This is a genomic window from Stenotrophomonas sp. YJH_SMC_105-26 (assembly GCF_059368915.1).
Map to the genome: position 1 here is coordinate 72,318 of NZ_JCAFSD010000011.1, position 22,215 is coordinate 94,532.

Annotated in this window: 27 protein-coding genes; 17 read left to right on the forward strand and 10 right to left on the reverse strand. The window is 61.1% G+C overall.

Translation table 11 applies throughout. The annotated features are described in order from the left end of the window. Positions 1-135 precede the first annotated feature (135 nt). From AC5P7F_RS19020 to AC5P7F_RS19040, 5 genes are all read left to right on the forward strand, one after another. Positions 136-1,161: a hypothetical protein gene (locus AC5P7F_RS19020; protein ID WP_197602870.1), complete on the forward strand. Its 1,026-nt coding sequence runs from the start codon at positions 136-138 to the stop codon at positions 1,159-1,161. Between the two features lie 10 nt (positions 1,162-1,171). Beyond that, entirely contained in the window at positions 1,172-2,323 is a 1,152-nt protein-coding gene (locus AC5P7F_RS19025; RefSeq protein WP_197602869.1) for a GmrSD restriction endonuclease domain-containing protein, read from the forward strand. After that, positions 2,320-3,009, forward strand: a complete 690-nt coding sequence (locus AC5P7F_RS19030) for an MAE_28990/MAE_18760 family HEPN-like nuclease (protein ID WP_197602868.1) — start codon at positions 2,320-2,322, stop codon at positions 3,007-3,009. The genes AC5P7F_RS19025 and AC5P7F_RS19030 overlap by 4 nt, the downstream gene beginning before the upstream one ends. 83 nt (positions 3,010-3,092) lie before the next feature. Continuing rightward, positions 3,093-4,211, forward strand: coding sequence for a GmrSD restriction endonuclease domain-containing protein (locus AC5P7F_RS19035; protein ID WP_197602867.1), 1,119 nt, complete (start codon positions 3,093-3,095; stop codon positions 4,209-4,211). 62 nt (positions 4,212-4,273) lie between these two features. Beyond that, positions 4,274-4,894 carry a HEPN domain-containing protein gene (locus AC5P7F_RS19040; RefSeq protein WP_197602866.1) on the forward strand — a complete coding sequence of 207 codons (621 nt, stop codon included), beginning with the start codon at positions 4,274-4,276 and terminating at the stop codon, positions 4,892-4,894. A gap of 475 nt (positions 4,895-5,369) precedes the next feature. Here AC5P7F_RS19040 and AC5P7F_RS19045 read toward each other — a convergent pair whose 3' ends face one another. From AC5P7F_RS19045 to AC5P7F_RS19060, 4 genes are all read right to left on the reverse strand, one after another. Further along, positions 5,370-5,771 (reverse strand): HNH endonuclease, encoded by a 402-nt coding sequence (locus AC5P7F_RS19045; RefSeq protein ID WP_197602865.1) that lies wholly within the window; start codon positions 5,769-5,771, stop codon positions 5,370-5,372. Further along, complete coding sequence (locus tag AC5P7F_RS19050; protein WP_197602864.1) at positions 5,723-6,268, reverse strand: SRA domain-containing endonuclease; 546 nt, start codon at positions 6,266-6,268, stop codon at positions 5,723-5,725. The genes AC5P7F_RS19045 and AC5P7F_RS19050 overlap by 49 nt, the downstream gene beginning before the upstream one ends. Positions 6,269-6,891: 623 nt before the next feature. Next, positions 6,892-7,260 carry a hypothetical protein gene (locus AC5P7F_RS19055; protein WP_053494870.1) on the reverse strand — a complete coding sequence of 123 codons (369 nt, stop codon included), beginning with the start codon at positions 7,258-7,260 and terminating at the stop codon, positions 6,892-6,894. Between the two features lie 487 nt (positions 7,261-7,747). Next, complete coding sequence (locus AC5P7F_RS19060) at positions 7,748-7,963, reverse strand: hypothetical protein (protein ID WP_197602863.1); 216 nt, start codon at positions 7,961-7,963, stop codon at positions 7,748-7,750. Positions 7,964-8,175: 212 nt separating this feature from the next. Here AC5P7F_RS19060 and AC5P7F_RS19065 point away from each other — a divergent pair, with 212 nt between their 5' ends. The 7 genes from AC5P7F_RS19065 to AC5P7F_RS19095 all read left to right on the forward strand — a co-directional run bounded on the left by AC5P7F_RS19065 (position 8,176) and on the right by AC5P7F_RS19095 (position 14,529). Next, positions 8,176-8,775: a hypothetical protein gene (locus AC5P7F_RS19065; protein ID WP_197602862.1), complete on the forward strand. Its 600-nt coding sequence runs from the start codon at positions 8,176-8,178 to the stop codon at positions 8,773-8,775. Positions 8,776-8,779: 4 nt separating this feature from the next. Next, a complete protein-coding gene (locus AC5P7F_RS19070) occupies positions 8,780-9,754 on the forward strand; it encodes a lytic enzyme (protein WP_262243139.1) in 975 nt (324 codons plus the stop codon). 155 nt (positions 9,755-9,909) lie between these two features. Further along, positions 9,910-10,836, forward strand: coding sequence for an XVIPCD domain-containing protein (locus AC5P7F_RS19075; RefSeq protein WP_481462530.1), 927 nt, complete (start codon positions 9,910-9,912; stop codon positions 10,834-10,836). Then, entirely contained in the window at positions 10,833-11,468 is a 636-nt protein-coding gene (locus AC5P7F_RS19080) for a hypothetical protein (protein ID WP_197602860.1), read from the forward strand. Before AC5P7F_RS19075 ends, AC5P7F_RS19080 begins: the two co-directional genes overlap by 4 nt. 180 nt (positions 11,469-11,648) lie before the next feature. Further along, complete coding sequence (locus AC5P7F_RS19085; RefSeq protein WP_262243137.1) at positions 11,649-12,482, forward strand: XVIPCD domain-containing protein; 834 nt, start codon at positions 11,649-11,651, stop codon at positions 12,480-12,482. A gap of 184 nt (positions 12,483-12,666) precedes the next feature. Further along, entirely contained in the window at positions 12,667-13,812 is a 1,146-nt protein-coding gene (locus AC5P7F_RS19090; RefSeq protein WP_197602858.1) for a YncE family protein, read from the forward strand. Between the two features lie 144 nt (positions 13,813-13,956). After that, positions 13,957-14,529 carry a hypothetical protein gene (locus AC5P7F_RS19095; RefSeq protein ID WP_197602857.1) on the forward strand — a complete coding sequence of 191 codons (573 nt, stop codon included), beginning with the start codon at positions 13,957-13,959 and terminating at the stop codon, positions 14,527-14,529. Between the two features lie 41 nt (positions 14,530-14,570). On the opposite strand, the gene AC5P7F_RS19100 is transcribed toward AC5P7F_RS19095, so the two are convergent. Further along, a complete protein-coding gene (locus tag AC5P7F_RS19100; RefSeq protein ID WP_197602856.1) occupies positions 14,571-14,987 on the reverse strand; it encodes an XVIPCD domain-containing protein in 417 nt (138 codons plus the stop codon). 75 nt (positions 14,988-15,062) lie between these two features. Continuing rightward, positions 15,063-15,542 carry a DUF4440 domain-containing protein gene (locus AC5P7F_RS19105; RefSeq protein ID WP_197602855.1) on the reverse strand — a complete coding sequence of 160 codons (480 nt, stop codon included), beginning with the start codon at positions 15,540-15,542 and terminating at the stop codon, positions 15,063-15,065. Positions 15,543-15,763: 221 nt separating this feature from the next. Here AC5P7F_RS19105 and AC5P7F_RS19110 point away from each other — a divergent pair, with 221 nt between their 5' ends. Together AC5P7F_RS19110 and AC5P7F_RS19115 are read left to right on the forward strand one after the other, a co-directional pair. Beyond that, positions 15,764-16,576, forward strand: a complete 813-nt coding sequence (locus AC5P7F_RS19110) for an alpha/beta fold hydrolase (RefSeq protein WP_197602854.1) — start codon at positions 15,764-15,766, stop codon at positions 16,574-16,576. A gap of 9 nt (positions 16,577-16,585) precedes the next feature. Beyond that, positions 16,586-16,759: a hypothetical protein gene (locus tag AC5P7F_RS19115; RefSeq protein ID WP_005415066.1), complete on the forward strand. Its 174-nt coding sequence runs from the start codon at positions 16,586-16,588 to the stop codon at positions 16,757-16,759. Positions 16,760-16,869: 110 nt separating this feature from the next. On the opposite strand, the gene AC5P7F_RS19120 is transcribed toward AC5P7F_RS19115, so the two are convergent. Continuing rightward, positions 16,870-17,550 carry a hypothetical protein gene (locus tag AC5P7F_RS19120; RefSeq protein ID WP_069118052.1) on the reverse strand — a complete coding sequence of 227 codons (681 nt, stop codon included), beginning with the start codon at positions 17,548-17,550 and terminating at the stop codon, positions 16,870-16,872. A gap of 138 nt (positions 17,551-17,688) precedes the next feature. Between AC5P7F_RS19120 and AC5P7F_RS19125 the strand changes: the two genes are divergently transcribed. Both AC5P7F_RS19125 and AC5P7F_RS19130 read left to right on the forward strand, forming a co-directional pair. After that, on the forward strand, positions 17,689-18,333 hold the full coding sequence (locus tag AC5P7F_RS19125; protein ID WP_495204192.1) for a hypothetical protein: 645 nt from the start codon (positions 17,689-17,691) through the stop codon (positions 18,331-18,333). Between the two features lie 64 nt (positions 18,334-18,397). Further along, positions 18,398-19,366, forward strand: a complete 969-nt coding sequence (locus AC5P7F_RS19130; protein WP_197602853.1) for a polysaccharide deacetylase family protein — start codon at positions 18,398-18,400, stop codon at positions 19,364-19,366. Between the two features lie 3 nt (positions 19,367-19,369). On the opposite strand, the gene AC5P7F_RS19135 is transcribed toward AC5P7F_RS19130, so the two are convergent. Together AC5P7F_RS19135 and AC5P7F_RS19140 are read right to left on the reverse strand one after the other, a co-directional pair. Next, the gene (locus AC5P7F_RS19135) at positions 19,370-20,290 is read right to left on the reverse strand and encodes a class I SAM-dependent methyltransferase (protein WP_230548521.1); all 921 of its coding nucleotides are present in this window, start codon (positions 20,288-20,290) and stop codon (positions 19,370-19,372) included. Positions 20,291-20,355: 65 nt separating this feature from the next. Continuing rightward, the gene (locus AC5P7F_RS19140; RefSeq protein ID WP_075076834.1) at positions 20,356-20,772 is read right to left on the reverse strand and encodes a hypothetical protein; all 417 of its coding nucleotides are present in this window, start codon (positions 20,770-20,772) and stop codon (positions 20,356-20,358) included. Between the two features lie 90 nt (positions 20,773-20,862). Here AC5P7F_RS19140 and AC5P7F_RS19145 point away from each other — a divergent pair, with 90 nt between their 5' ends. Next, entirely contained in the window at positions 20,863-21,147 is a 285-nt protein-coding gene (locus tag AC5P7F_RS19145) for a hypothetical protein (RefSeq protein ID WP_032961769.1), read from the forward strand. Positions 21,148-21,235: 88 nt separating this feature from the next. On the opposite strand, the gene dmeF is transcribed toward AC5P7F_RS19145, so the two are convergent. Next, the gene (gene dmeF / locus AC5P7F_RS19150) at positions 21,236-22,198 is read right to left on the reverse strand and encodes a CDF family Co(II)/Ni(II) efflux transporter DmeF (RefSeq protein WP_046428557.1); all 963 of its coding nucleotides are present in this window, start codon (positions 22,196-22,198) and stop codon (positions 21,236-21,238) included. Positions 22,199-22,215: the final 17 nt, after the last annotated feature.

The window sequence follows — 22,215 nt, forward strand, 5'->3', positions numbered from 1 at the left end:
GTCAGTCACGTTCTCCAGAGCAGCCGGCTTTCGCCGGCTGCTTTCGTTGCGGATCCTTGGAATGGTGCTGGAACAACGACAACGGTTGCGCAGGCCAAAGGTTTCCGAACTTGGGGAGGGGATGCGAATCCCGCAATGATTATTGTGGCTCGAGCTAAACAGGTTTCAGCGAAACAGTTAGCTTTAAGTAAGGATGCATTCGAGGCGATACTGGCTTCTCGATCGAGTCGATTCCCAGCAATTCATTCGAAAGACCCATTGCTTGGTCTGCTGCCGCCCGGCCCTGCTGCCGAAATAAGGGGTATCGAGCGAAGTCTGAGAAATCTCTGTGCAGAATGGGGCTATTTCCCTGAGATTCCGGAGGAGATGAGGCCGGAATTCGCTCTGATGTACCTGACACTTTTTCGGGCCGCACGGGGGCTCGCAAAAGGGTCGAAAACAAAGAATCCCACTTGGCATAAATCGACTAGCAACGAGCTTGTCGAGCTGTCTTCAGAAGCGGTTCGTGCCGAGATTGTCGCGATATGGAAGAGCCTTTCATCGGAAGTTGCCCGTTGCGCCACCAACTTTGGCACGGGAACCTTGAGTGCATCGCTATCCCAAGAAATTCCACTGAAAGATGCGGCGGTAGACTTAATTCTGACGTCTCCGCCCTACTGTACCCGGATCGACTACGTGGTCTCGACCACCCCAGAGCTTGCCGTTCTTGGGCTTAATGAAAGGGCGTTTGACTCATTGAGAAGATCACTGATGGGCACAACGACGGTCGAGAAAAAAATCGGCGAAATCGATGAACGTTGGGGGGCATCGTGTTGCACATTCCTCAACTCTGTCAGAAGTCATCCTTCAAAGGCGTCTTCTACTTACTACCTCAAGTCGCATATTCAGTATTTCAAAGGGCTCTTCAAATCTATCGAGGAGTGTTGCCGTATTCTGAGATGCGGAGGCGCCGCAGTCTTCGTGGTTCAGGATTCGGAGTACAAGGGCATCCGAAATGACCTTGCATCCATTACTGTAGAAATGTTCGAGTCATTCGGACTGGAGTGTACCGGCAGGGATGATTTTGAGAAGAGGATAAGCATGCGCTCTCTCAATTCGGCTAGCAAGATGTACGCGTCCGGCGCCTCACCAGTTGAGAGTGTTCTGACGTTCAAAAAATAAGGTGGGAATCATGGATCTGATTAACCTCCTCGACTCTGAGTCGAGCGCTGCCAAAACTCAAAGCCTCGATCTTTCTTTCAATGAACTGTACGACATGTATAGGTCGCCGGATCATGAGCTCAATATAAGTCCTGAGTACCAGCGGATCTTTCGCTGGACTATCGGTGCGCAGTCAAGATTTATAGAGAGTTTGCTGCTCGAGATGCCTGTGCCCCCGATCTATGTGATTGAGGATCAGGTGGGCAAGTACGAGCTGATTGATGGTCTCCAGAGAATATCATCATACCTCCATTTTAGAGGGGTGCTGGACTCACCATATTCTCTCCCTCGCGTCCAACTAGGCGAATCTCTTAGGCTGGCAGACTGCGACATCGTGCCTGCGCTGAACGGACTATTGTATTCAGACCTTCCAACGGCCCTGCAGATTAGGCTGAAGCGCGCGTTTGTGCGCGTGGAGGTCATCAGAAAGAACAGTGATCCTCGCCTGAAATATCACATGTTCAAGCGCTTGAATACTGGCGGTATACTTCTCAGTGATCAGCAGCTTCGGAATTGCACAATTCGCCTCCTGGATAACAGGTTCACAGACTTTCTTGGTGAAATGTCTAATGATGAGAATTTTAAGACCTGCATTCAGAATCTCACTGATGACCGCCTCAGGGCCTCTTATGATCAAGAGCTTGTGCTGAGATTCTTCGCATTTAAGTACGACTTGGCTTCGTTCAAGCATGATGTGTCGGATTTCCTAACGGACTACATGGAGAAGGTGTCCGATGCGGGTCATGATCAACACCTCCCCTTAGATTACGTTGACGCAGAGAAGTCCTTCAAAGATACGTTCAAGGTGCTCGCAACTGCTTATGGCAGCGATGCCTTTTCATTCGCAAATGCAAAAAATATTAAGCGGCCACCGGGCGTCGGGAAAGAGCTGGTTTCCGGATTTAGCGTCTACCACTACGAGGCTCTCTGTATCGGTGTCCAGCCATACATGCCCAAGTTGCTGAGGCTCGTCGACCAAGATCCTGATGCGCTCAGAGCCGCGGTGACGGCAATCAAAATGGACAGAGACTTCATCTCTGCAACTACAGGTGGCGGGAAAAACTCGCCTGGTCCTTTGCGCGCTAGGATTGGGATGGTGGAAAAAGTGATGGGGGCGCTATGACAGAGGATGAGTTCTTTAGTGAGCTAGAGGCTGGTTGGGCGACTAGGCAAGCTGAGCTCCTCGCTCTTCAGAATCTGGCTGCGCGAATGGAGGAATGCGATGCGGACCGATACCGTCGTGCAATGGTACTGATGCTTTATGCGCACTTCGAGGGCGGCGTAAAATTCAGTTTACTAGTGTATGTCAAATTTCTGAACGAGTTGGATATTGCTATCGTTGATGCGAATGCTGAGATTGCCGCGGCAGGAATTAGTGACGTGATGCATGCGCTGCGCGATCCACACCGGAAGTGCCCTGAGTTTTCTAGGGAATTGCCGGATGACTCCGATCTCCATAGATTCGCTAGGGACCGAGAGCTTATGTCCGTGCTTCCCGATATTCTTAACCGGAAGCTCTCAATCGACGACAGAGTCGTGAACACCGAGTCAAATTTGAAGCCCGTAATCCTGAGGAGAATTCTCTTTCGGCTTGGACTGGATCATCATCTTTATGATCATCATGAGTACGCGATCAATAGATTGATTCGAATCCGCAATGGTATTGCGCATGGCGAGAGTATGTCTGGCGTATCAAAGGAGAGGTACGACGAGGTTCGAGACGTGGTTTTCGATGTGATGCGAGATATGCGGCTCAGGCTGCGTGATTGCCTTCATCGTCAGGTCTATCGTCGCAAGGTGGCAGCGTAAAATTTCACATTTGGATCAAGGGCTCGATTGCGAAACTGCACTAGTCTTTGTGCGATCCCCGAAAGCTCAGGAGGAGGGCTTGGATGTCAGTTAATCTAATAGCGGAAGTGGAGAAGCAGCGCCACGACGTCGTTGTCGACACCTACACTGCGACGTGGAATGAACTTCTTGATCAGTTTAAAAAGCACGACATTTCAATTGATCCTTTGTATCAGCGGGCATTCCGATGGACGATGGATCAGCAGACGCAGTATTTGGAGTCGTTGCTGCTGAGTATACCGACTCAGCCTATATTTTTGGCTGAAACCGAGGATGCGAAATTCGAGGTTATCGACGGACTTCAGAGATTTAGTAGTGTTCTGAAGTTCTTTGCTTCGGAGGTGTTCGAAGAGGAGGGCGCAGAGGCATATGGCGTGAACTTGGAGAATCCCCGTGACAACAACGTCTCAATTCCGTCGCAGCTGACAGTTGCTCCGATACTGGAGGGGCTGGAAGGGTTGACTCTAGATTCCATGCCGGAAACGCTTGTGCGCACTCTTCGGTATGCAAGAATTCAAGTAATTCTCATCCAAAGAAAATCGAGCGAGCTTGCGAAGTATCATGTCTTTATGCGGTTGAACCGCGCGGGCACTACTCTTTCAAACCAAGAGATTAGAAACTGCTCCGCCAGGTTGTTCAGGAGTGCTTTCGCAGATGTCTTGATGGATCTCGCAAATGATGCGGATGTGATAAGCGCGCTTAGGCTCTCCGATGCTGATAGGCGAGCAATGGGTGTTCAAGAGAGCATTCTTCGTCTGATTGCATTCAGCAACTTCGAGCCCGAAACTCAAAGAATTGATGAGTTCCTGGATCGCGCCATGTACTTGGCAGCTTCCGGGAAATTTAACTTCACTTCCAAGATGAAATCGGCGGTGCTGAAAACTTTCGAGTTAATATCGGAGGCATATCCAAATGGGGAGGCTTTCCGTTTTCAGAAAGGCGGAATTTTCAAGGGGGCGTTTAGCACAAACCTCTTTGATATAGTTGCGTGTGGTGTTTACCAAAATCTTAGAAGTGTTGAGGCTGCGGGCGCGAAGGCACTCCGTTCAAAGATATTCAAAATGCATAGTGTTGACGAGGCGATCGCGCTTACTGGTGCCGGATCAAACACAAAGGCCAAGATGCTTGGTAGGGTCGAGTTCGGCCGGCGTTGGTTCCGTTAATGGCCCGCCACTTGACGCTCCGTGCAGCCCGTCAAGAGTTGGCGGCCGCGAAGCAGCGACATATGTCTCTGCTCAATGATTTGAAGAGGCATTGCGTTGATGAGAATACTACGAGAGAGGGATTCAAATACCTCCTGGCAATTCCTATCATTTACGCGGCTTGGGAGGGCTACTTTAAAATTTCCTTCACTTTGTGCATCAAGCGAAAATGTCAATCGACTCTGAGAGCTCGCGCGTATCCCGGAATCTACAGGACGCTCTGGCTGCAGAAGCAGCCTTTCGTAAAGTCCTACTTGGCTTCTTTAGTCAATGCAATGCAGCCAGGCAAGCCGGTTTCACCAAAGACTGGATCTCAGTACAAGGCGTTAGCGACGTTCTCTGAGAACTTCGCTCACTGGCTAGAAGAGCCAGTTGATCACGCGAGTGGTTTCGAAGGTCTAGTAATGACCCACTCAAATGTTGACCATAGTGTCCTCACTCTCAATTCCGAGGTGATCGGGCTTGATCTGACAGGAGTTCCTGTGGGTCGCTTGGATAGCATGGTGGGACGAAGAAATGAAATATCCCACGGCGGATTGCTAACATATCCAACGGAAGCCGAGGTCATTGAGCTTGTCGCTTTCTGTGGCAATTTGATCACCAGTGTCGATGGGAAGATTCGTGACTGGTTGGCTAGCTCCTGAAATAGAGCTTCCCCTGCGAATACTTGGCGGCCTGCCAGAGTGGGCGGTCGCCAAAGTATTCGTTGTCGTCAAGAGGGCGCCGCCGATCAGAATAGCTAAACATCTACAGCAGCCGCAGCGAACGCCCCCTCGATCGTCACTTTGCTTCTTCTGGTTTGCCTCAATAAATGTATTTGATCTACTAGGTTACAGCTGAATATCTGCTGAGTTTGCTTTACCCGAGCGAGAAGCGGATGAGTGAAGGGATGGAAGAATGGTCAAGCATTGGATCGTCAGGAACAAGTCGCCATTGGTCCTTGAAATAATCCACGAAAGGGCCGCGGAGACCGCTACCAGCGAGTCCTTTCCGCAAGCGCTGGTGGTAATAATGAGATGAAAGATTGCGTCGCTGAATTATGAGGCCGGGACTTCATTTCCAAAAATTGTTGACTAGCGTTGAGTTAAAGTGGCCAGTGATCGCGTCTCTGTAGGAATCCTACTTTGAGAAGTATACTGGGACACGTTTTTTAAAGTTGACGTCTCGGTGGAACTCAAGAAAGTTCAGCTGTTTGCTAGAGAAGTTTACATATCGAGGTGATGCATCTAAGTTAAGACCTAGCCGAGCTCGTATGTATTTGGGTAGGTAATTCGAAATTGGTGGGCGACCGCTCGGAGAAAAGCTAATCCACTCGCGATCAAAAAGCATGTCCGCATGCGGAGCCAACAGAAGGCCGTTTTCACCATCAACTCGTTCACTATGAGTACTATGTGCCCAGGGCTTGATATGGCTTGCGCGAAGGATTCTAAGGTCCTCAATGCCAGTCAGTCGGCAACCCTTTTCAATGCCGATCAGACGCTCACGGAATAGGCATTGCTTCGTCCGCACTTCGGTTCGCATCTTGCGCTGGTTGCGCCGACATCATCGATAGCATCTATCTCAGATTGGTCGGTCTCACTTGCCGCGAGGCCCAGTGAGGTTTCCAGTGATCTCAAGCGAAACACGATCGCAGACCCTAGCTGCCCTTCTCGATCCGGCGTGCCAGGTTGAACGTAGGAGGACAGGCACATGAACCTACCAAGGTACCGGCAGGGTCGCCCCTTGCTCATCATCTGAAACACTACGAGCGTCTTGCCATCCTTGGCGTGCTCACCAATCGCTCGCTTGCCGGCCACATACTTGATGTCTCCGACTTGACCTTCGCCGAAGTAATGAAAGACTTCGTCGTCGTCCCAAAAGTCATGGTAGCCGTGAGACACGCCGGCCTCGCCAGTGAACGCAATGACTAGCGGATGCTCCTTTGGTGTCGAAATGCCGCCTTGCTGTTGCCCGCCAAATACACCGTGGATCTGCTTTTGACGGTTGTAGAGCGCGCCCACCTCGAATGGGAGTTCCATCCTAGATCCCTGTCCCAGAAGCTACGTGCCCAGGATTCTAGCCAGAACCACGTTGCTTGTGTCATTGGTTGACGCGTTTGGCTGCCTCGACAGGGTGCAGATGGGGACTATTTGGACGAGAGTGGAGGGCAGCTGTTCTCAGGTGGGCTCAAGTTCCTCCTGCGTCTCTCTGGTGAGCCCCATCCATCCTTCCAGCGCTGTAGCTCCATAGCATCGCTTGCGACCGTAGACATGGTGACTATTAGAAGACTCGGCCCAGAGTTGTCCACGAACAGAATGGCATCGCCAAGTACGCTCATATCAAAGAAGCGTCTACTGGAATCATGTTTTTCGATGGTGACGCCTTGGCAAGCCAATGCTTCGGCAAAGCTCTCGGCGTCGGCCTGGAACAGGGCAAACTCCGAGTCGGTGAGTCTTGGGTAGTTCTCAAAACTCATTGCGGTGGCCGGCGCGTACGTCCCTCCAATGATCAGTCCCAATAGCGCTGCCGTCGTCAGGGCAAGCAAAGTCCGGCTCGGCATAGTGAGGCTAGTGTTAGAGGCTAAAGGCTCAGACAGCGGCGAATGCTTCGGACCGTGCATACGATCCTTGCATTGCATTCGATGTGCGCAGCGAGGTGCGCTCTACTCCCGAACCTGCAGCCGCTCAATAGCCTGCGCAGTCAACGCCACACACGCCATCTTCAACCCTTCCATAACTCGATCCCCGAGGTATTCCTCGGGCGCGCCGTTCTGCCTAGTCCGCTCCGCAGCCAACATCAGCTCCGCCACCACACGCAGCCCGGCTAGTGCGCAATCTGCATCCGCCAACTGAAGACACCGCCCAGGCAGTTGATGCCGTTCCGGCCAAGGCTGGCCATCCGCAGCTGCACCAGATCCGATGCGGCGCAGCGTGGCTACGAAGGCGTTGGGATCGACGGACGGTTCGCGCTCGGGTTCGGCGTTGTCCGGATCGTACTGCGCGTGCAGGGAACGGAAGTCCGATGTGTTCATGGCAGTGCTCCGTACAGGACAGATAGCAACGCCACCGATAGAGGCGGCGGACGGTGCGTGTCTCGAAAACCGGTGAATACCCAATCCGGCGGGTCCGAGGACCCCCACGCACCGCCCGCCATGGATCGCGAACGGATTGCCAGCCGGCGCCATCCGAAGATGACGCCGACTGGCAAGCGCAAAGCACTGGGTATTCAGACGGGTTTTCGAGTCCCGCGCCACCTAGTGCGAGGTGGCACGCCAAGGTGTACTCGCATGGCCGCGAGATGCCAAGAAACCGTAGGCCGCAGAGGCCGCAAATGCTGACGCTTACGGCATTGTTGCATGGCGGGCGCGCGGCAGAACCCTTGCGGTGCAGTGGTTTCGGCCGGTGTTAAGTTACCGCCCGAATGCGCATTGAAAAGCACGGTTTGCAGCTGTTCGGGATCCCAAAAGCGACATGTAGCCCACAGGGCCCATTCGCGCAGCGTGCCGATTGCGACACAGCTTAACTTTGCAGCGCCACGCCCGGCCGTGGCCACAGCGCATCGTCGCGCTCCAGGTCGTAGTCGCTGCCGAACGCCAGTGCTGCTTCGCGTGGAGGAAGGTCTGCGTAGCAACTCAGTAAGTACTCATCTATGCCGGCATCGCTATGTTCGATGGCAAACAGGTAGTGACGCTCGTTGTCGAACGCTTCCAGCCATGCGGTGTCTATCGTGGTCATGGTCATCCTCCTGACTGCAGGAATAGTGCCTGCACCATCGCGTGCCTCTAACACCAGAACTGGCCCACGCAATGTTCATCGGCAGGAATCCCCATCTCACCCCAAGGTTATGTGAAGCCAGTTCAGGTCCTGCGGGCCGGTGCGGTGTATAAACTGCCGACACGTGAGTGCCCGAATGCGAGGAATGGATGCGACAGCTACTGAGGCCATGGATGGTACTGCTGCCCCTGCTCGCGGGTGGCTGCGGCGCCCAGGCACCCCAGATGTATGGCGATGGTTTTCCCGTCGCCAAGCCGATGGACCTAGTCCATGCAGGTGCGACGGTAGAGGCGCGTTTCGAACTGCCGCCGCCTTGGGAGAAGGATCCCAAGCCACGCACGTTCCTGATCGGCTTCCGTACCGGTGGGCCTGCAAAGCGCCCGGACATGAAACCGGGCGATGTCGACTTCCTTGAAGACGCCCGGATTCCCCTGAAGGTGCAGCTGTGGAAGCTGGAGGGCGAAACCGAAACGCCCATAGCACTGCAGGTATTGAATCGCGATCTGCCTGCTGTCTGGCAGGGCAGCCGATATCAACCGGCCAAGGGCGACGTGTACGAATACAGGAGCGCCGTCGGCGCGGATTCGAACAGTCTGGTCAACGCAGGAAAGTACGACATGTCCCTGGCCTACAGGGAATACGAGGTGGCCCGTGCCGATTCCGGGGATCTGACGGCCGGTAGGTACCGGCTGAAAGTGACCAATCTTCAGGGCAACCCAGACGTTGCGCATCTCAACTTCGAGCTTCTCGTCGCCAACTACAACGTGAAATAGGACTATGGACAGTCAATCGAATAGTGCAGCCGCACCCCAGGAAGGCAAGAAAGGGCCTTACACCGTCACGGTCTACCTCGCTGCTCCGGGGACACCTGTTGCAGGCAAGGATGGCACGACCCACTCATCTTCGGCGGGCCATGCCTACTTCATGGTTGCCGATGGTGAGAAGAAAGACGGATATGGGTTCTCGCCGATAAAAACGGGGATCACCGGGCCTGGGCACGTGGTCAAGGGGGAATTCGAGACCTATCAGAACCCTCGGTTCTCCTACACGCTCGAGATCACCAAGGATCAGTACGAAAAACTGAAGGCGTACGGCGAGGCGAGCGTCAATCGCGATCAGGACCGATTCAATCTCAACTACAACGGTTTGTCGAACAGCTGTGTCGACTACGTGTGGACAGGCCTTGGTCAGGCCGGTCTGCGACCCAAGCTGGAGAAGCCCAATCCCGACTTCGAAGGGACGATGAAAGTGCTTCCGAACATCGATGCGCTGAAGAGCATCCCCAAGCCGTTCCCCGATAGCAAGCTCAATTCGACGCACGAGAACCCCCTTCCCAAGAAGCAAACCACGTTGCAGAAGCTGTTGACCGAGGTGGAGGGCGAACTGCCGCCGCAGGAGCGTTTGGCTGCACTGTCGCCGGAATCGCAGCAGCTGTTTGACCGCATGCGATCGGAGCTGCCTGAGAAGGTGAGCGATGCGCAGGTGATGTCAGCGATGGTTGCTGCGCGGGAGAACGGCATTCACCAGCCGCAACAGCTGCGCGATGTGGTGCTGCAGGAAGAGAAGATCTTCGTGATCGGCACGACGCCTGGCTTCAGGGCCATGGTGGATCTGAACCAGCCTCAGCAAAGCCTTGAGGAGGGGCTGGCCCGCAGTCAGCAGATCGACACGCGAGTGACTGAGCAGACCCGTCAGGAAACGCAGCAGCGCGAGGCGGCAACCCAGACGTCCGGCGGCATCCAGATGGGCTAGTGCCGCCACCCGCGCGCTTTCGGGGCGCTGGTACTGCACGCTGGCTCACATATTCAGCAAGTCGCGATCGGCGGCGTCTCTTCCTCCACCTGCCGCCCATCCCACCTATGCCATCATCCGCCCAGGACCGCAGTACCCGACAAGGCTGAGCAGGCATGGAGCAGGCAACTCGCTACACCGTAACCCTTTATCTGGCCGCGCCCGGCACCCCGCTGAAGAGTGGGGGCATTTCGCCGCGCGGCCAAATGTACCTGCAGGTGGCCGCGGGCGACGAGGCCCACAGTTACGGCTTCGCGCCGCCGCGCCAGGCGCCGGGCGAAACCCGCACCGGCATGCAGTACGCGCAGGTACGCCACGACGATGCCGACGAGCATCTGGACCCGTACTACAGCCGCACCCTGGAAATCACCGAGGAGCACTACGGCTGCCTGCGTGATTTCGCCGAGGAACCGGCCGAGTTCGAGTTCGATGTGGATCGCTCGGCCACCATCAATCGCTGCAGCGATTTCGTCTGGGCGGCGCTGCACTACGCCGGCCTGCATCCGCTGCCGGCCCCGCTGGATGGCGGCAGCAACCTGGGCGAGTTCGCGGTGCTGTTCAATCTGCCAGAGATCCAGTGCATTGCCGCGCCGTTCCCGGGCAGTGATCTGAATGCCGAGACCCATCATGCGATGCCCGAGCGCGAGGCCGAGCATCATCGCCAGGGCGACCGCGCCAGCGATGAGCCGCCGCCGACGCCGATTGAAGTGGCCGGCACGCTGCTGGACCCTTCGCATCCGGACCACCGCCTGTTCTCGCAGCTGATCCAGAAGGTAGCCGAGCTGGACGCCGCGCATGGCCGCCCGTTCGATGCCGCCAGCCAGCGCATCAGCGCCAGCCTGCTGGTGCTGGCCAAACAGAACAACCTCTCGCGCGTGGACCACGTGCTGCTCAGCACGCCAACCCAGAACAGCCATGCCGCCGAGAGCATCTTCATCGTGCAGGGCGACCGCAACGACCCAGGGCACCGCCGGGCCAGCATCGCCACCGAGGTGGCGGCCAAGACCGATGTGGCCGATTCGCTGCGGTTGAAGGAGCAATGACGCGGCCACTGCGGTGGGGGCTGGTGGTACTGGCGGTGCTGGGCGCGCTGGCGGCATGCCGTGCGTCACCAGCGCCTGAGGTTGCGCCGCCCCTGCTGACGCGTGCACAGGCCGAGGCCCGCACGGTTGTGCCGTTCACGCGGGCCGTGCAGTTGCAGAAGGCCGGTCGGATTGCCGAGGTCACGTTTGATTTGCCGGCACCCCAGAAGCCGGCCATTCCGATCCTGAACATTGGGTTGCGGCTGCAGGATACCGACGGGCGCTCGTTGCTGAACGTGTGGGAGAAGCTCAGGCTGGAAAGGCCACCCATGCGATTGCGCCTGCAGCGGATTGATGGCGGCGCACCTGGTCCTGTACAGCTATGGCAGAGCACCCCTGACGGGCGCGACTCACAGAGAATTCCAGAAGATGAGGTTGTGCAATATCTGTCCGATACAAGCCTGGATGAGGGCGCACTGATCGAAGCCGGTTTGCACTCGCGTGAGATGCTGTATCAGGTACTTCAGGTCGCGGATGTCGGTTGGCTGGAGCCGGGCCGGTATCGGTTGACAGTCGACCTGATGGAGGATCGTCCTCAGCTGCAAGGGCTTCAGGTAGAACTTGTCGTTGGATATCAATCGCTAGGGAAGTAGGACATGAGCAAGGAAGCAGAGCGCTATACGGTCACGATTCATCTCGCCGCACCCGGCACGCCGAGAGTCGATGTGGGCAACGCGGGCCAGAAGAGATTGTTGGATCCGTCATTTGCTGGGCACATGTTCCTTTCGCTGACACGATCAAATGACCCGGTACCCGTGAGCAGGGGATTCACGATGGGGAACGACCGTGCGAATCCTTCGCTGGGCAAAGTCGATGACACGGATCTGCGGGTCTACGACAAACCCCGCTTCGAGCGCACGATCGAGATCAGCAAGGCGCAGTACGACCGCATCCTCGAGTTCTCGGCAGACCCGAAGAAGCACGGGTTCGACATGAACTACGACTTCTTCTCCAACGCCTGCACCGATTTCGCCTGGGGTGCCCTGAACCACGCAGGCCTGCGCCCGGTCGGGCTGGCCGGGGAGATCACCAACTACGAGGGCGCCACCAGGGTCCTGGACAACATCCGCGCCGTCAATGCCATTCCGCAGCAGGTGAAGGGCAGCGAGCTGGACAGGGTGCAGTGGAACCCGATGCCGAAGCAGACCTTCCGCGAGTGGATGTTCACCGAGAACGGCGAGCAGTGGCGCGGCAACAGCACCCTCGCGGCAAGCGGCACGCCCGCAGACCCGGCGCACGATGATCATGCCCGCCTCAACCAGATCCACCAGCAGGTGGCCGACCTCGGTGCTTTCGGTGCACGCAACGGCAATGTCAGTGCCAGCCTGCTCGCGCTGTCGAAGGAGCAGCAGTTCTCGCGCGTGGACGAAGTGGTGCTGGGCGAGCAGCGCGGTGATACCGCGCCGAAGCTGTTCATCGTGCAGGGGGACCGCGGTGACCCGGCGCACCAGCGCGCCAGCATGCCGGCGGAGCTGGCAGCGCAGGCACCGGTGGAGGCCTCGTTCGAACGGGTCGCGCAGTTGCAGCAGAACCTGCCGCAGCGCGATGTGCAGCGCCTGCAGGAACAGCAGCAACTGGAACAGAGCCACGGCCCACGGATGGCATAGCCGGCGGGTAGCGCCAAGGTCGAACGTCTGCCATGCCCGCGCCGGCGCACGCCACGCCCCCCCACCTGCTACCATTCCCCCGCAACCCCAGCCAGCCCACCCGCGCAGACAGATGCAGGTCGGGCCGTCGCAGTACGGCCCAGCGAGCCAGGACACCTTCCCGTGCCCATTCAAGGACGCTCGCATGTTCCGTAATCCTCTCTTCCGCTCGGCCGCCCTGGCCGTTGCCGTTTCGCTCAGCCTCGGCGCGCCTTCTGCATTCGCCGACAATGCGCCCGCCGCCAGCGCCACCACCGCCGTACAGCGCCAGGCCGTGGCCAAGGGCCTGTACGAGCTGGCCTACAGCCCGAAGCAGAACGCCGTGTTCGTGGCCTCCTCCGGCGGTTTCGGCGATGACGCCGGCCCGGCCCAGGTGCTGCGCCTGAACCCGGCCACGCTGGCCGTGGAAACCCGCATCCCGCTGGAGCGCAAGGCGTTCGGTGTGGTGCTGGATGACGCCCACAACCGCCTGTACGTGGGCAACACCGTGGACCTGTCGGTGACGGTGGTCGACACCGCGCAGAACAAGGCCGTCGGCACCATCCAGCTGATGGAGAAGAAGACCGGCAAGGACGGCAAGGCTGCCTACACCCACGACCTGCGCGAGCTGGTGGTCGACAGCGCGGCCAACCGCCTGTACGTGACCGGCCACAGCAGCCAGCCGGACGTGAGCAGCGTGCTGTTCGTGATCGATACGAACACGCTGAAGGTGATCAACACCATCGACGGCCTGGGCAATGCCAAGGCGCCGGGCCTGGCGCTGGATGCGGCCAACAAGCGCGTTTACACCAGCAACCTGCTGGCCGACCTGGTGGTGGTGGGCACCGATTCGAACAAGGTGGTGGCGCAGCACAAGATCGCCGCCGAGCAGCCGATGAACATCGCGCTGGACCCGGCCGGCAAGCGCCTGTTCGTGACCGACCAGGGCTCGGAATTCCTGCGTGGCTACCAGGCCAAGAGCAGCGGCCTGGTCAGCAAGCATCCGGGCCAGCGCGTGCTGGTGCTGGACCGCAGTACCGGCAGGGAACTGGCCAGCATCCCGACCGATGCCGGCCCGCTGGGCATCCTGCTGGATGCACCGCGCAAGCGCCTGTACGTGACCAACCGCGAAGCCGGTACGGTGACGGCGTACAACAGTGACAGCTATCAGAAGGTGTCCACTTACGCCGTGCCGACCCACCCGAACAGCCTGGCGCTGGATGCGAAGAACAACGTGCTGTTCGTGAGCATCAAGAACGGCGAGAAGGATGACAAGGGCGCTGACGAGAGCGTGGCGCGCATCCAGCTGTAAGGCGAAGACGCCGGGCTACGCCCGGTGGTTTTCCGCGTGAAGAAGGCAGGGTGCAGACCCTGCCTTTTTCTTTGCCTGGTTGCAGTGCCCAGCACCAGCCCGCTAGGGTTGAACCCCATGGCAGGGAGCCAAAGGGTCTTCATCATGCTGGGTATCCACCGCTGGCTGCGCGCCGGCCTGGTCTTCACGCTGGTGGGTGCACTCGGCGCTTGCAGCCGCATACCGGATGCACCGGAGCCGCTGGATCTGGTCAAGCCGATCAACCTTGCCGAGCCAGGCCAGACGGTGCGGTTCGAGTTCGAGACGAATCCCCGCAGTTTCTATCCGGGTCGACCCTACGTGCTGGATCTTGAGGTGCAGCGACATGGCCCCGGGCCTGACAGTGGGCCTGACATGGACAATGTTCATGTTCCCTTCCAGCTGTCCCTGCAGCGCTGGGTCGCAGGTGCCTGGCAGGACGTTGCAACGTCTGATGTCCATCAGGCAAGGGCGCGCAGTCTGGGTCAGCCGCTCCCCGAATGGCATGAGTCGGCAGACTGGCGCTACGCGCATCAGGTATCGATGGACGCCAGCCGATACAGGTTGAGCATCGTCACCCTGCCGATGGAAACCGATGCCCGCTACCGCCTCGATGTGCGCACGGTGCAGCCCACCCTCTTGCTCCAGCATTACCCGGCACAGCTGCGGGTCCACGCGGACCCTCTGTCGGGAAAATGATCAGAGGCTTGCGCCGCTCCGCCAACAACGCTGGAGGCGGCTCAGCCCAGACGGTGTGCCGGGTTCTGCTGCTGCTCCTGCTCACGGATCTGCTGTTCGGGCACTAACCCCACGGCCGGCTGCTGCGGGGCCAACCCCAATTTCTGCATCGACTGCTCCACCGGCGTCTGTACCGCCACGGCCGTCGGCATCATCGCGCGCAGGTGCGCCGGATTGGCCGGGTCGCCCTGCACCACGAAGACGTTGTGCCCGGCCGGGTGCTGGGCCGTGGCGTTGCTGACCAGCACGTGGTCGACCTGCTGCAGGCCCTGCTCGCGGGCGAGTACGGTCAGGCTGGCGGTCAGGCGTTCGCTGGTCTGGTCGAACGGACGCCCATGCTGGGCGTCCAGTGCGGCCACGCCCTGGCGGATCTGCTGGTTGAGGCCGTAGTCGGGGTGGTTGGGGGTGATCTCTGCCATGGCGATCGAACGGTAGCGGTGGGTCGGGGTGAACCTCGCCAGTATAGATCCGGCCGGTGAAGGGCGCCGGAAAGGTCAGTCCGCCGGCCGATGGTCATAGCTGATCACCCGTTCGGCCAGCCAGTGCCCGTCCACGCGGCGCCAGACCTGGATGAAACGGGCCTGGCCCACCCAGCGTTCCACACCGTCCTCGCCGCGCTCGTGGAAGCGGTGGTCGCCGATTTCCAGTGCCCGCTCGTCGTGCAGCGGGAATACCTGCAGCGAGGAGTCCACCAGCTCGCGCCGCAGGCGCCAGCCGCCCTTGCGCGCGTTGTCGCACAGGTTGGCTACGCTGCGGCGGAAATCCTCGCGGTTGCTGGCCGACTTGCCGTCCTTGTCATGGAAGAACTCCATGTCTTCGGTGGTCATCGCGGCGGCCTTGTCGGCATCGCAGGCCTCGAAGGCGACAGCAAAGAGCTGGGTATCGGCCTGGCGGATCTGTTCGCGCAGGTCATCGACGGGCGACGGTGCGGCGGCGAGGCCGGCGGCCAGCAAGGGCAGGGTGAGCAGCAGCATGGCAAGACTCCCGGGGATGGTCTGCGCAGGCTGGCATGCCGGTGACCAAGGCGGTACGGCACTGCGACGAAACCGGGAAGGCGGGGTGCGAAGGCCGCAAATGCCGGTGCGGCTTCGCGTTGCGGCATGTGCAGGCGATGTCACGGGCGGGCGCGATTCCCTCACGGCTGCCACAGGGCGCGGCCGCTAGCCTGCACTCCTCCCCTTCCACAGGAGCGCCCATGCCTGCTTCCCGCATCCGCCTGCATGTTGAAGATACCGGTGGCGACGGCCGCCCGGTGATCCTGATCCACGGCTGGCCGTTGTCCGCCGATGCCTGGAAGACCCAGGTGGCGATCCTGCGCGACGCCCAGTATCGGGTCATCAGTTACGACCGGCGCGGCTTTGGCCGCTCTGACAAGCCGAGCGAGGGCTATGACTACGACACCCTGGCGGCGGATCTGGCGGGGTTGATCGAGGAACGTGACCTGCACGATGTCACCCTGGTCGGTTTCTCGATGGGCGGTGGCGAGGTGGCGCGCTACGTGGCCAACCACGGCCAGGATCGCCTGCACAGTGTGGTGTTCGCTGCGGCGGTGCCGCCGTTCCTGCTGCGCAGTGACGACAACCCGGAGGGGCCGCTGACCCAGGCCAAGGCCGATGAAATGCGCAGCGGATTGGAGAAGGATCGCGAGGCGTTCTTCGACGGCTTCACCCGCGACTTCTTCAGCGCCAATGGCCAGTTGATGGTGACCGAGGAGACACGCCAGTCGGCGATCGCACTGTGCCACCAATCCGACCAGACCGCGGCGCTGGGCTGCATGAAGGCGTTCGCCACGACCGATTTCCGGGATGACCTGAAGAAGATCACGGTGCCGACCTTGATCCTGCACGGCGACAGCGATGCCATCGTGCCGTTCGAGGGTTCCGGCCAGCGTACCCACAAGGCCATCAAAGGCAGCGAAGTGGTGATCCTGGAAGGCGCGCCACATGGCTGCAACACCAGCCACGCCGACCGCTTCAATCTGGCCCTGCTGAACTTCCTGAAGCGCTAAGCTGCGGCCATGCGCCAGACCAGAACACCCCCGTGGAAGAAGCCCAACCCCAAGGGCCAGACGTCGCAACCGCTATCGGATGCGCAGAAGGCGGCGGCACGGCAACGTGCCGAGGAGAACGGGCGGCGCTATCCCAACCTGGTCGACAACATGTGGGCGGCGAAGCTGCCGCGTGGGTCGTGATTCAAAGGCTGGCTGTGGGCCTGGTATAGCGCCGAGCCGATGCTCGGCTGGCGCGCGGGGCGCGTGCCAGCCGGAGAAGGGGCAAAGGGCAGCGGAGCATGGGCTCGGCGCTAAGGGCCGGGCAGTGGCTGCCAGCCCGACTCCCTCCATGGCGCAACCTCGCGTTGCTGTACGTCAATGGCCTCGATTGGCAACCCGGCCAGCCGTGCCAGTTCCGCACGCAGCATTTCGGTGTCCAACGGCAGCGCGATGGCCACCTGCAGGCGGTCGCCCTGCTGCCGGACCTGCACGGGCACGACCGCATGGGCTTCATGCTCACCGCCGGTGCGACCGATCGGGTAGCGCATCGCCGTGGGCCGCCCCAGCTGTGCGAGCGCGGGTTGCCATGCCTGCAGCACGACGGGCTGTGCGGCCACGGGAACCTGCGCCTCGACGACGGTTCCCGCATAACCGGTGAGATTGTCTACCATCACCTGGAAGCGTGCGCCATCGGGGATGACCAGCACGGTGGCGATCAGCGCCATCAGCGAGAGGATGGCCGCGGCGACGTGCCAGCTACGGGGTGCGGTGGCGGCGCGGGTTGCCGTGCGCAGGCCCGGCTTGCGCCGCAGCTTGCGCGCGTAGATGCGTCGATCCTTCCTGCGGGGGCTGCTGCTGTGCTCCGGCAGGTTCAACGGGACGCGTGGCATCCGGGCGACGCGCGCATTGATCAGGCGCGAGAGCAGCCACCATGCGAGCACGAACGCCAGCAGTGGCAGCAGCGTTCGTACCACCAGATACAGCATCACCATCGGGAACATCCTGCTTGGCACACACGGATTCAATCAACCTCGTCATCGTAACGGCGCTGCGTGGTGCGTGTCGCATCCGCCAGCCGACACGTGCGAAGCGCTTGGTTAGGATGGCTCTTTGCTGTCATGGATGAACCGATGAGCGCCGCCACTTCCCGAATCCGCCGCATCTGTGGGCAGGGGCCGATCCTGTTGATGCTCCAGTGGGTCGCGCTGCTGTCTGTGGTGCTGGCTGCCGGCTTCTTCCATTACCGCGTGGAGCTGTTGCTGGAGCCGGTGACGGTGGCCTGTGGGGGCCCGGACGCGCAGGCGCGATTGCAGGTTGCCGAACAGGTGATGGCGCGTGCGGGCGCACTGGATGACTGGCAACCCCTGGGCTGGATTCCATGGGTAGGCCTGGTGCTGGCCTTGCTGGGGGCCATGGCGGTATGCGCAAGCCGTGCGCTGTGGCTGCGCGATCGGCTGCGCACGGCGAACGTGGCGCTTATGGTGCTGCACGGTGGCGCACTGGCTTTGGCCGGATGGGTACTGCACCTGTACGAGGATGCATGGAGTAATGTGGCGCGGCTGTCACCCTCGGCGTGCCTGGTGGAGCTGGTGTCGGAGGGCGATGTACCGCTGGAGCAGGCGCAGCGCGTGGTGTTCCACATCCTGACGCGCGTGAACGCGCCACTGCTGCGTAATCCGGATGATCTGGCGCTGGTGTTGACGGTGCTGTTGTTGGCCGCGATGGCCGGCGGCGTTGCCCTGTGGCATGCGATCGCGCGGGCCCGGGCGGGCTGAGCACGCTCGGCGGCGCGCGGCAATCGCGCTACAGTCGACGCCTCGCCACTCCAGGGAAGACCCGATGCGCTTGTTGCTGCGTGCGTTGCCGTTGTTGCTGTTGTCGCTGGCGGTGCATGCCGCCGAGGTGGACCGCCGTATCGCGGTGACCATCGATGACCTGCCATGGGCACGGCTGGACCAGATCGTGCCGCCGGATCTGCAGGCGCGGCATGAGGGGTTGATGGCCCAGCTGCACCAGGCAGGCGTGCCGGTGGTCGGCTTCGTCAACGAGAACAAGCTTGAGGTGGAGGGACAGGTGCAGCCGGCGCGGGTGCAGATGCTGCGCGACTGGCGTGATGCGGGCTATGTGCTGGGCAACCACACCTACTCGCACATGGATCTGAATGCGAAGGGCCTGGCGGCGTTCCAGCAGGACTTCCTGCGCGGCGAGACGGTGCTGCGGCCGCTGCTGGCCGAGAAGGGGCAGGCGCCGCAGTGGATGCGCCACCCTTACCTGCGTGCCGGGCGCACCGCGGATGAGCGCGTGCAGATGGATGTGTTCTTCAAGCAGCATGGCTACCGCGTGGCACCGGTGACGGTGGACAACGGTGAGTGGGTGTGGGCGTTCGCCTACGCCAACGTGATGAACGAGCAGGCGGACTCGCCCGCGCGCGCGGCGACGCTGGCGCAGCTGCGCAAGGGCTACGTGCCGTACATGCTGAACAAGCTGGACTATTACGAGAAACAGTCGCAGGCGCTGCTGGGGTACGCGCTGCCGCAGGTGTGGCTGATGCACGCCAATGAGCTCAACGCGGCCACCTTCGCCGAACTGGTGGCGGCCACGAAGCGCCGCGGCTATCGCTTCATCTCGCTGGACGAGGCGATGCGTGACCCCGCGTATGCGCGGGGTGCTGAAGGCTACAACGGCCGCTATGGCCCTAGCTGGCTGCACCGCTGGGCGATGGCGGAGAACAAGCCGAAGGACTTCTACGACGGCGAGCCCGAGGTGCCGGCGTGGGTGATGAAGCTGGCCAAGGTCGATTCGGAGTAAGGCTCAGCGCTTGACGGCCAGCACGCCGTCCAGCGCCAGTTCGGCCTTGAAACCGGCCTTTTCCAGGCGCTTGGCCACTTCGCGCGGCACGTCGCGGCCGCTGGTCAGCTTGTTCGGCGCACCGGTGTAGTGGAACAGGCGGCCGCCCTTGCGGATCACGCGGGCGAGGTGGTCGTAGAACACCTGTGAGTACAGCTCGCCGGCGATGCCGAAGCGCGGCGGGTCGTGCAGGATCGCGTCGACACTGTTGCTGGCCACCTGTTCGATCTGCTGCGAGACGTCACCGTGGCTGAACTGCAGGCGGCCACCGGCGGCAGCCGAGTCCGGATCCGGCGACCACGGGTTGAGCGTGCGCAGCCACATCACATCGGCGTTCTTCTCGAACGAGCGGATCTGGCCGACACCGGCTTCCAGCGCACAGGCGGCGAAGTAGCCGAGACCACCGCAGGTATCGAGGATGACCTTGCCGGCCGGGGCGACCAGCTCCACCTTGCGGCGTGCATCCTCGAACGGCGACAGCTTCGAGGTCGGCAGCATCTTGATGCCGTCGATCTCGAAGGTCGGTGCGCCCCATTCGGTCGGCACCAGCTTGATCAGCGAGCCGCTGTAGCGCGAGATCGGCGCGAAGTCCTCGCCATCCCAGTAGTACAGGGTGCGGTCCTTCAGCTTGCCCGGCCAGGGATAGGGCTGGCCCCGGAAGTGGAAGCCATCCGCATCCAGCGCCACGCTGTCCTGGCTGCGGCCGAGATCGAGCGAGCCCTGCCAGTCGGCGGCGCCCTTGTCACGGGCACGGCGCAGGGTATCGGCGCTGTCGCGGGTCAGCAGGGGGCCGGTGTAATGGGGCACGGCGGGTACCGGGGCGGTTCGGGGGAGGGCATGGTACCGCAGCTGTTGTAGAGCCGAGCCCGCCCTAGGCTCCACCATGCCTGCATCCACGCATGGCGTGGATCTACTGCAAACGTAGCCGAGCGTGGGCTCGGCTCTACAGTTCAATCGCACTTCACCGCATACACCGGCCCAGCCCCGATCAGCATCAGCGCCATGTAGTCGCTGTCGCTGGCCTTGCCCTTCAGCGTCGCGCCCTTGTTGAAGTGGAAGATGCCGAAGCCGCCGGACATGCGGATCAGGGCATTGTCGATCTGGTCGGCGTCGTCGCGGAAGTAGCGGCTGATCTCGCTGGACGTGGCCTTGTGCAGGGCGTTCGGTTCGCGCTGCCACTGCTCGCCACGGCTGAAGGAAACGAAGTACTGGCCGCCTTCCTTGTCGATGCGGAAGTCGGCGGGCTTGCGCGCGCCGGTGGCGAAGCAGCCCTGCAATGGGTCGGCGGAGAAGGGAAGCCGCGCATCGTCGCCGCAGGCAGTGAGCAGCAGGAGGGCACCGGGCAGCAGCAGGCGGAGCGTGCGCATGGGATGTCCCTACAGGGCAGGTGCGGCTAGTGTAGGCAGCACGCGGGCGTGGCCCGTACAGAAATTCGGCAAGGACACAGGGGTTTTCGGATGGCGCAGGGCAAGGCACCGTGGTGCGGCGTGGCCAGTTGGCTGGGGATTGCTGTGGGGTGGGGGGCAGGCACCGTGGCGGCGCAGGCGGCAGTCGCTGCCGGTGGCAATGGCATGGCCGCTGGGCTGGGCGTGGGCGTGCTGGGCGCGGCCTTGGTGGGCGGCGGCCTGGCAGTGGCCGCGCGCGTGCGTGGCGAGCGCTGGCCATGGATCGGCATCAGCGGTGCGGTGCTGAGCGCGCTGCCGCTGCTGATGTACCTGCTGCGGATGATGCTGAAGCTCTAGCGGTAGTGCCGGCCGCTGGCCGGCAACTGCAGGTGGCGTGCGGTGTTCATGGGGTTGCCGGCCAGCGGCCGGCACTACCTGGCGTGCATCACTCGCTGCGGTGGATCTCCACCGTTACATGCACCAGTTCTTCGTGGATCGCCAGCGCGTTGCGCACGGTATCGGCATCCAGCGTGGCGTCACTGGTGACCACGCTGGCGCTGACCGCGTACTTGCCGCGACCCACCTGCCAGACGTGCAGGTCGGCCAGGCGTGCCGGCCACGGGCCCTGTTCGATCACCTCGCGTACTTCGGCCACCACCGGCGCGTCCATCTGCGCGTCGAGCAGGATGCGGCCGCTGTCGCGCAGCAGGCCGACCGCCCACACCGTGACCAGTACGGCGCCGACCAGGCCCATCACCGGGTCCAGCCAGGTGAGGCCGAGCAGCTTGCCGCCGAGCAGGGCGACGATGGCCAGCACCGAGGTGGCGGCGTCGGCCAGCACGTGCACGTAGGCCGAGCGCAGGTTGAGGTCGTGACCGTGCGCATGGCCGTGGTCGTGGTGTTCGTGGCCATGCCCGTGGTCATGGCCATGGTGATGATGCGCGTGGCCCGGGCTGTCGTGCAGCCACCAGGCACACAGCAGGTTCACGCCCAGCCCGACCGCCGCGATGGCGATGGCTTCGTTGTAGTGGATCGGTGCTGGTACCCACAGCCGCTCCAGCGACTGCACGGCCATCAGCGCGGCCACGCCGAGCAGGGCGATGGCGCTGGTATAGCCGGCCAGGATCTCGATCTTCCAGGTGCCGAAGGCGAAGCGCGGGTCGTGCGCGTAGCGGCGTGCGCAGCGGTACGCAAACACCGAGAGGCCCAGCGCCAGCGCATGCGAACTCATGTGCCAGCCGTCGGCGAGCACGGCCATGGAGTTGAACCACCAGCCGCCGACGATCTCCACGACCATCATGCTGACGGTGAGCCACAGGGCGCGGCGGGTATTGCGTTCGGCCAGCGGGTTGCCGTCGTCGAAGCGGTGTTCGTGGCGACGGGCGGCGGCAAGGGCGTCCAGGTGCATGGGGGCCAGCGGTGGAG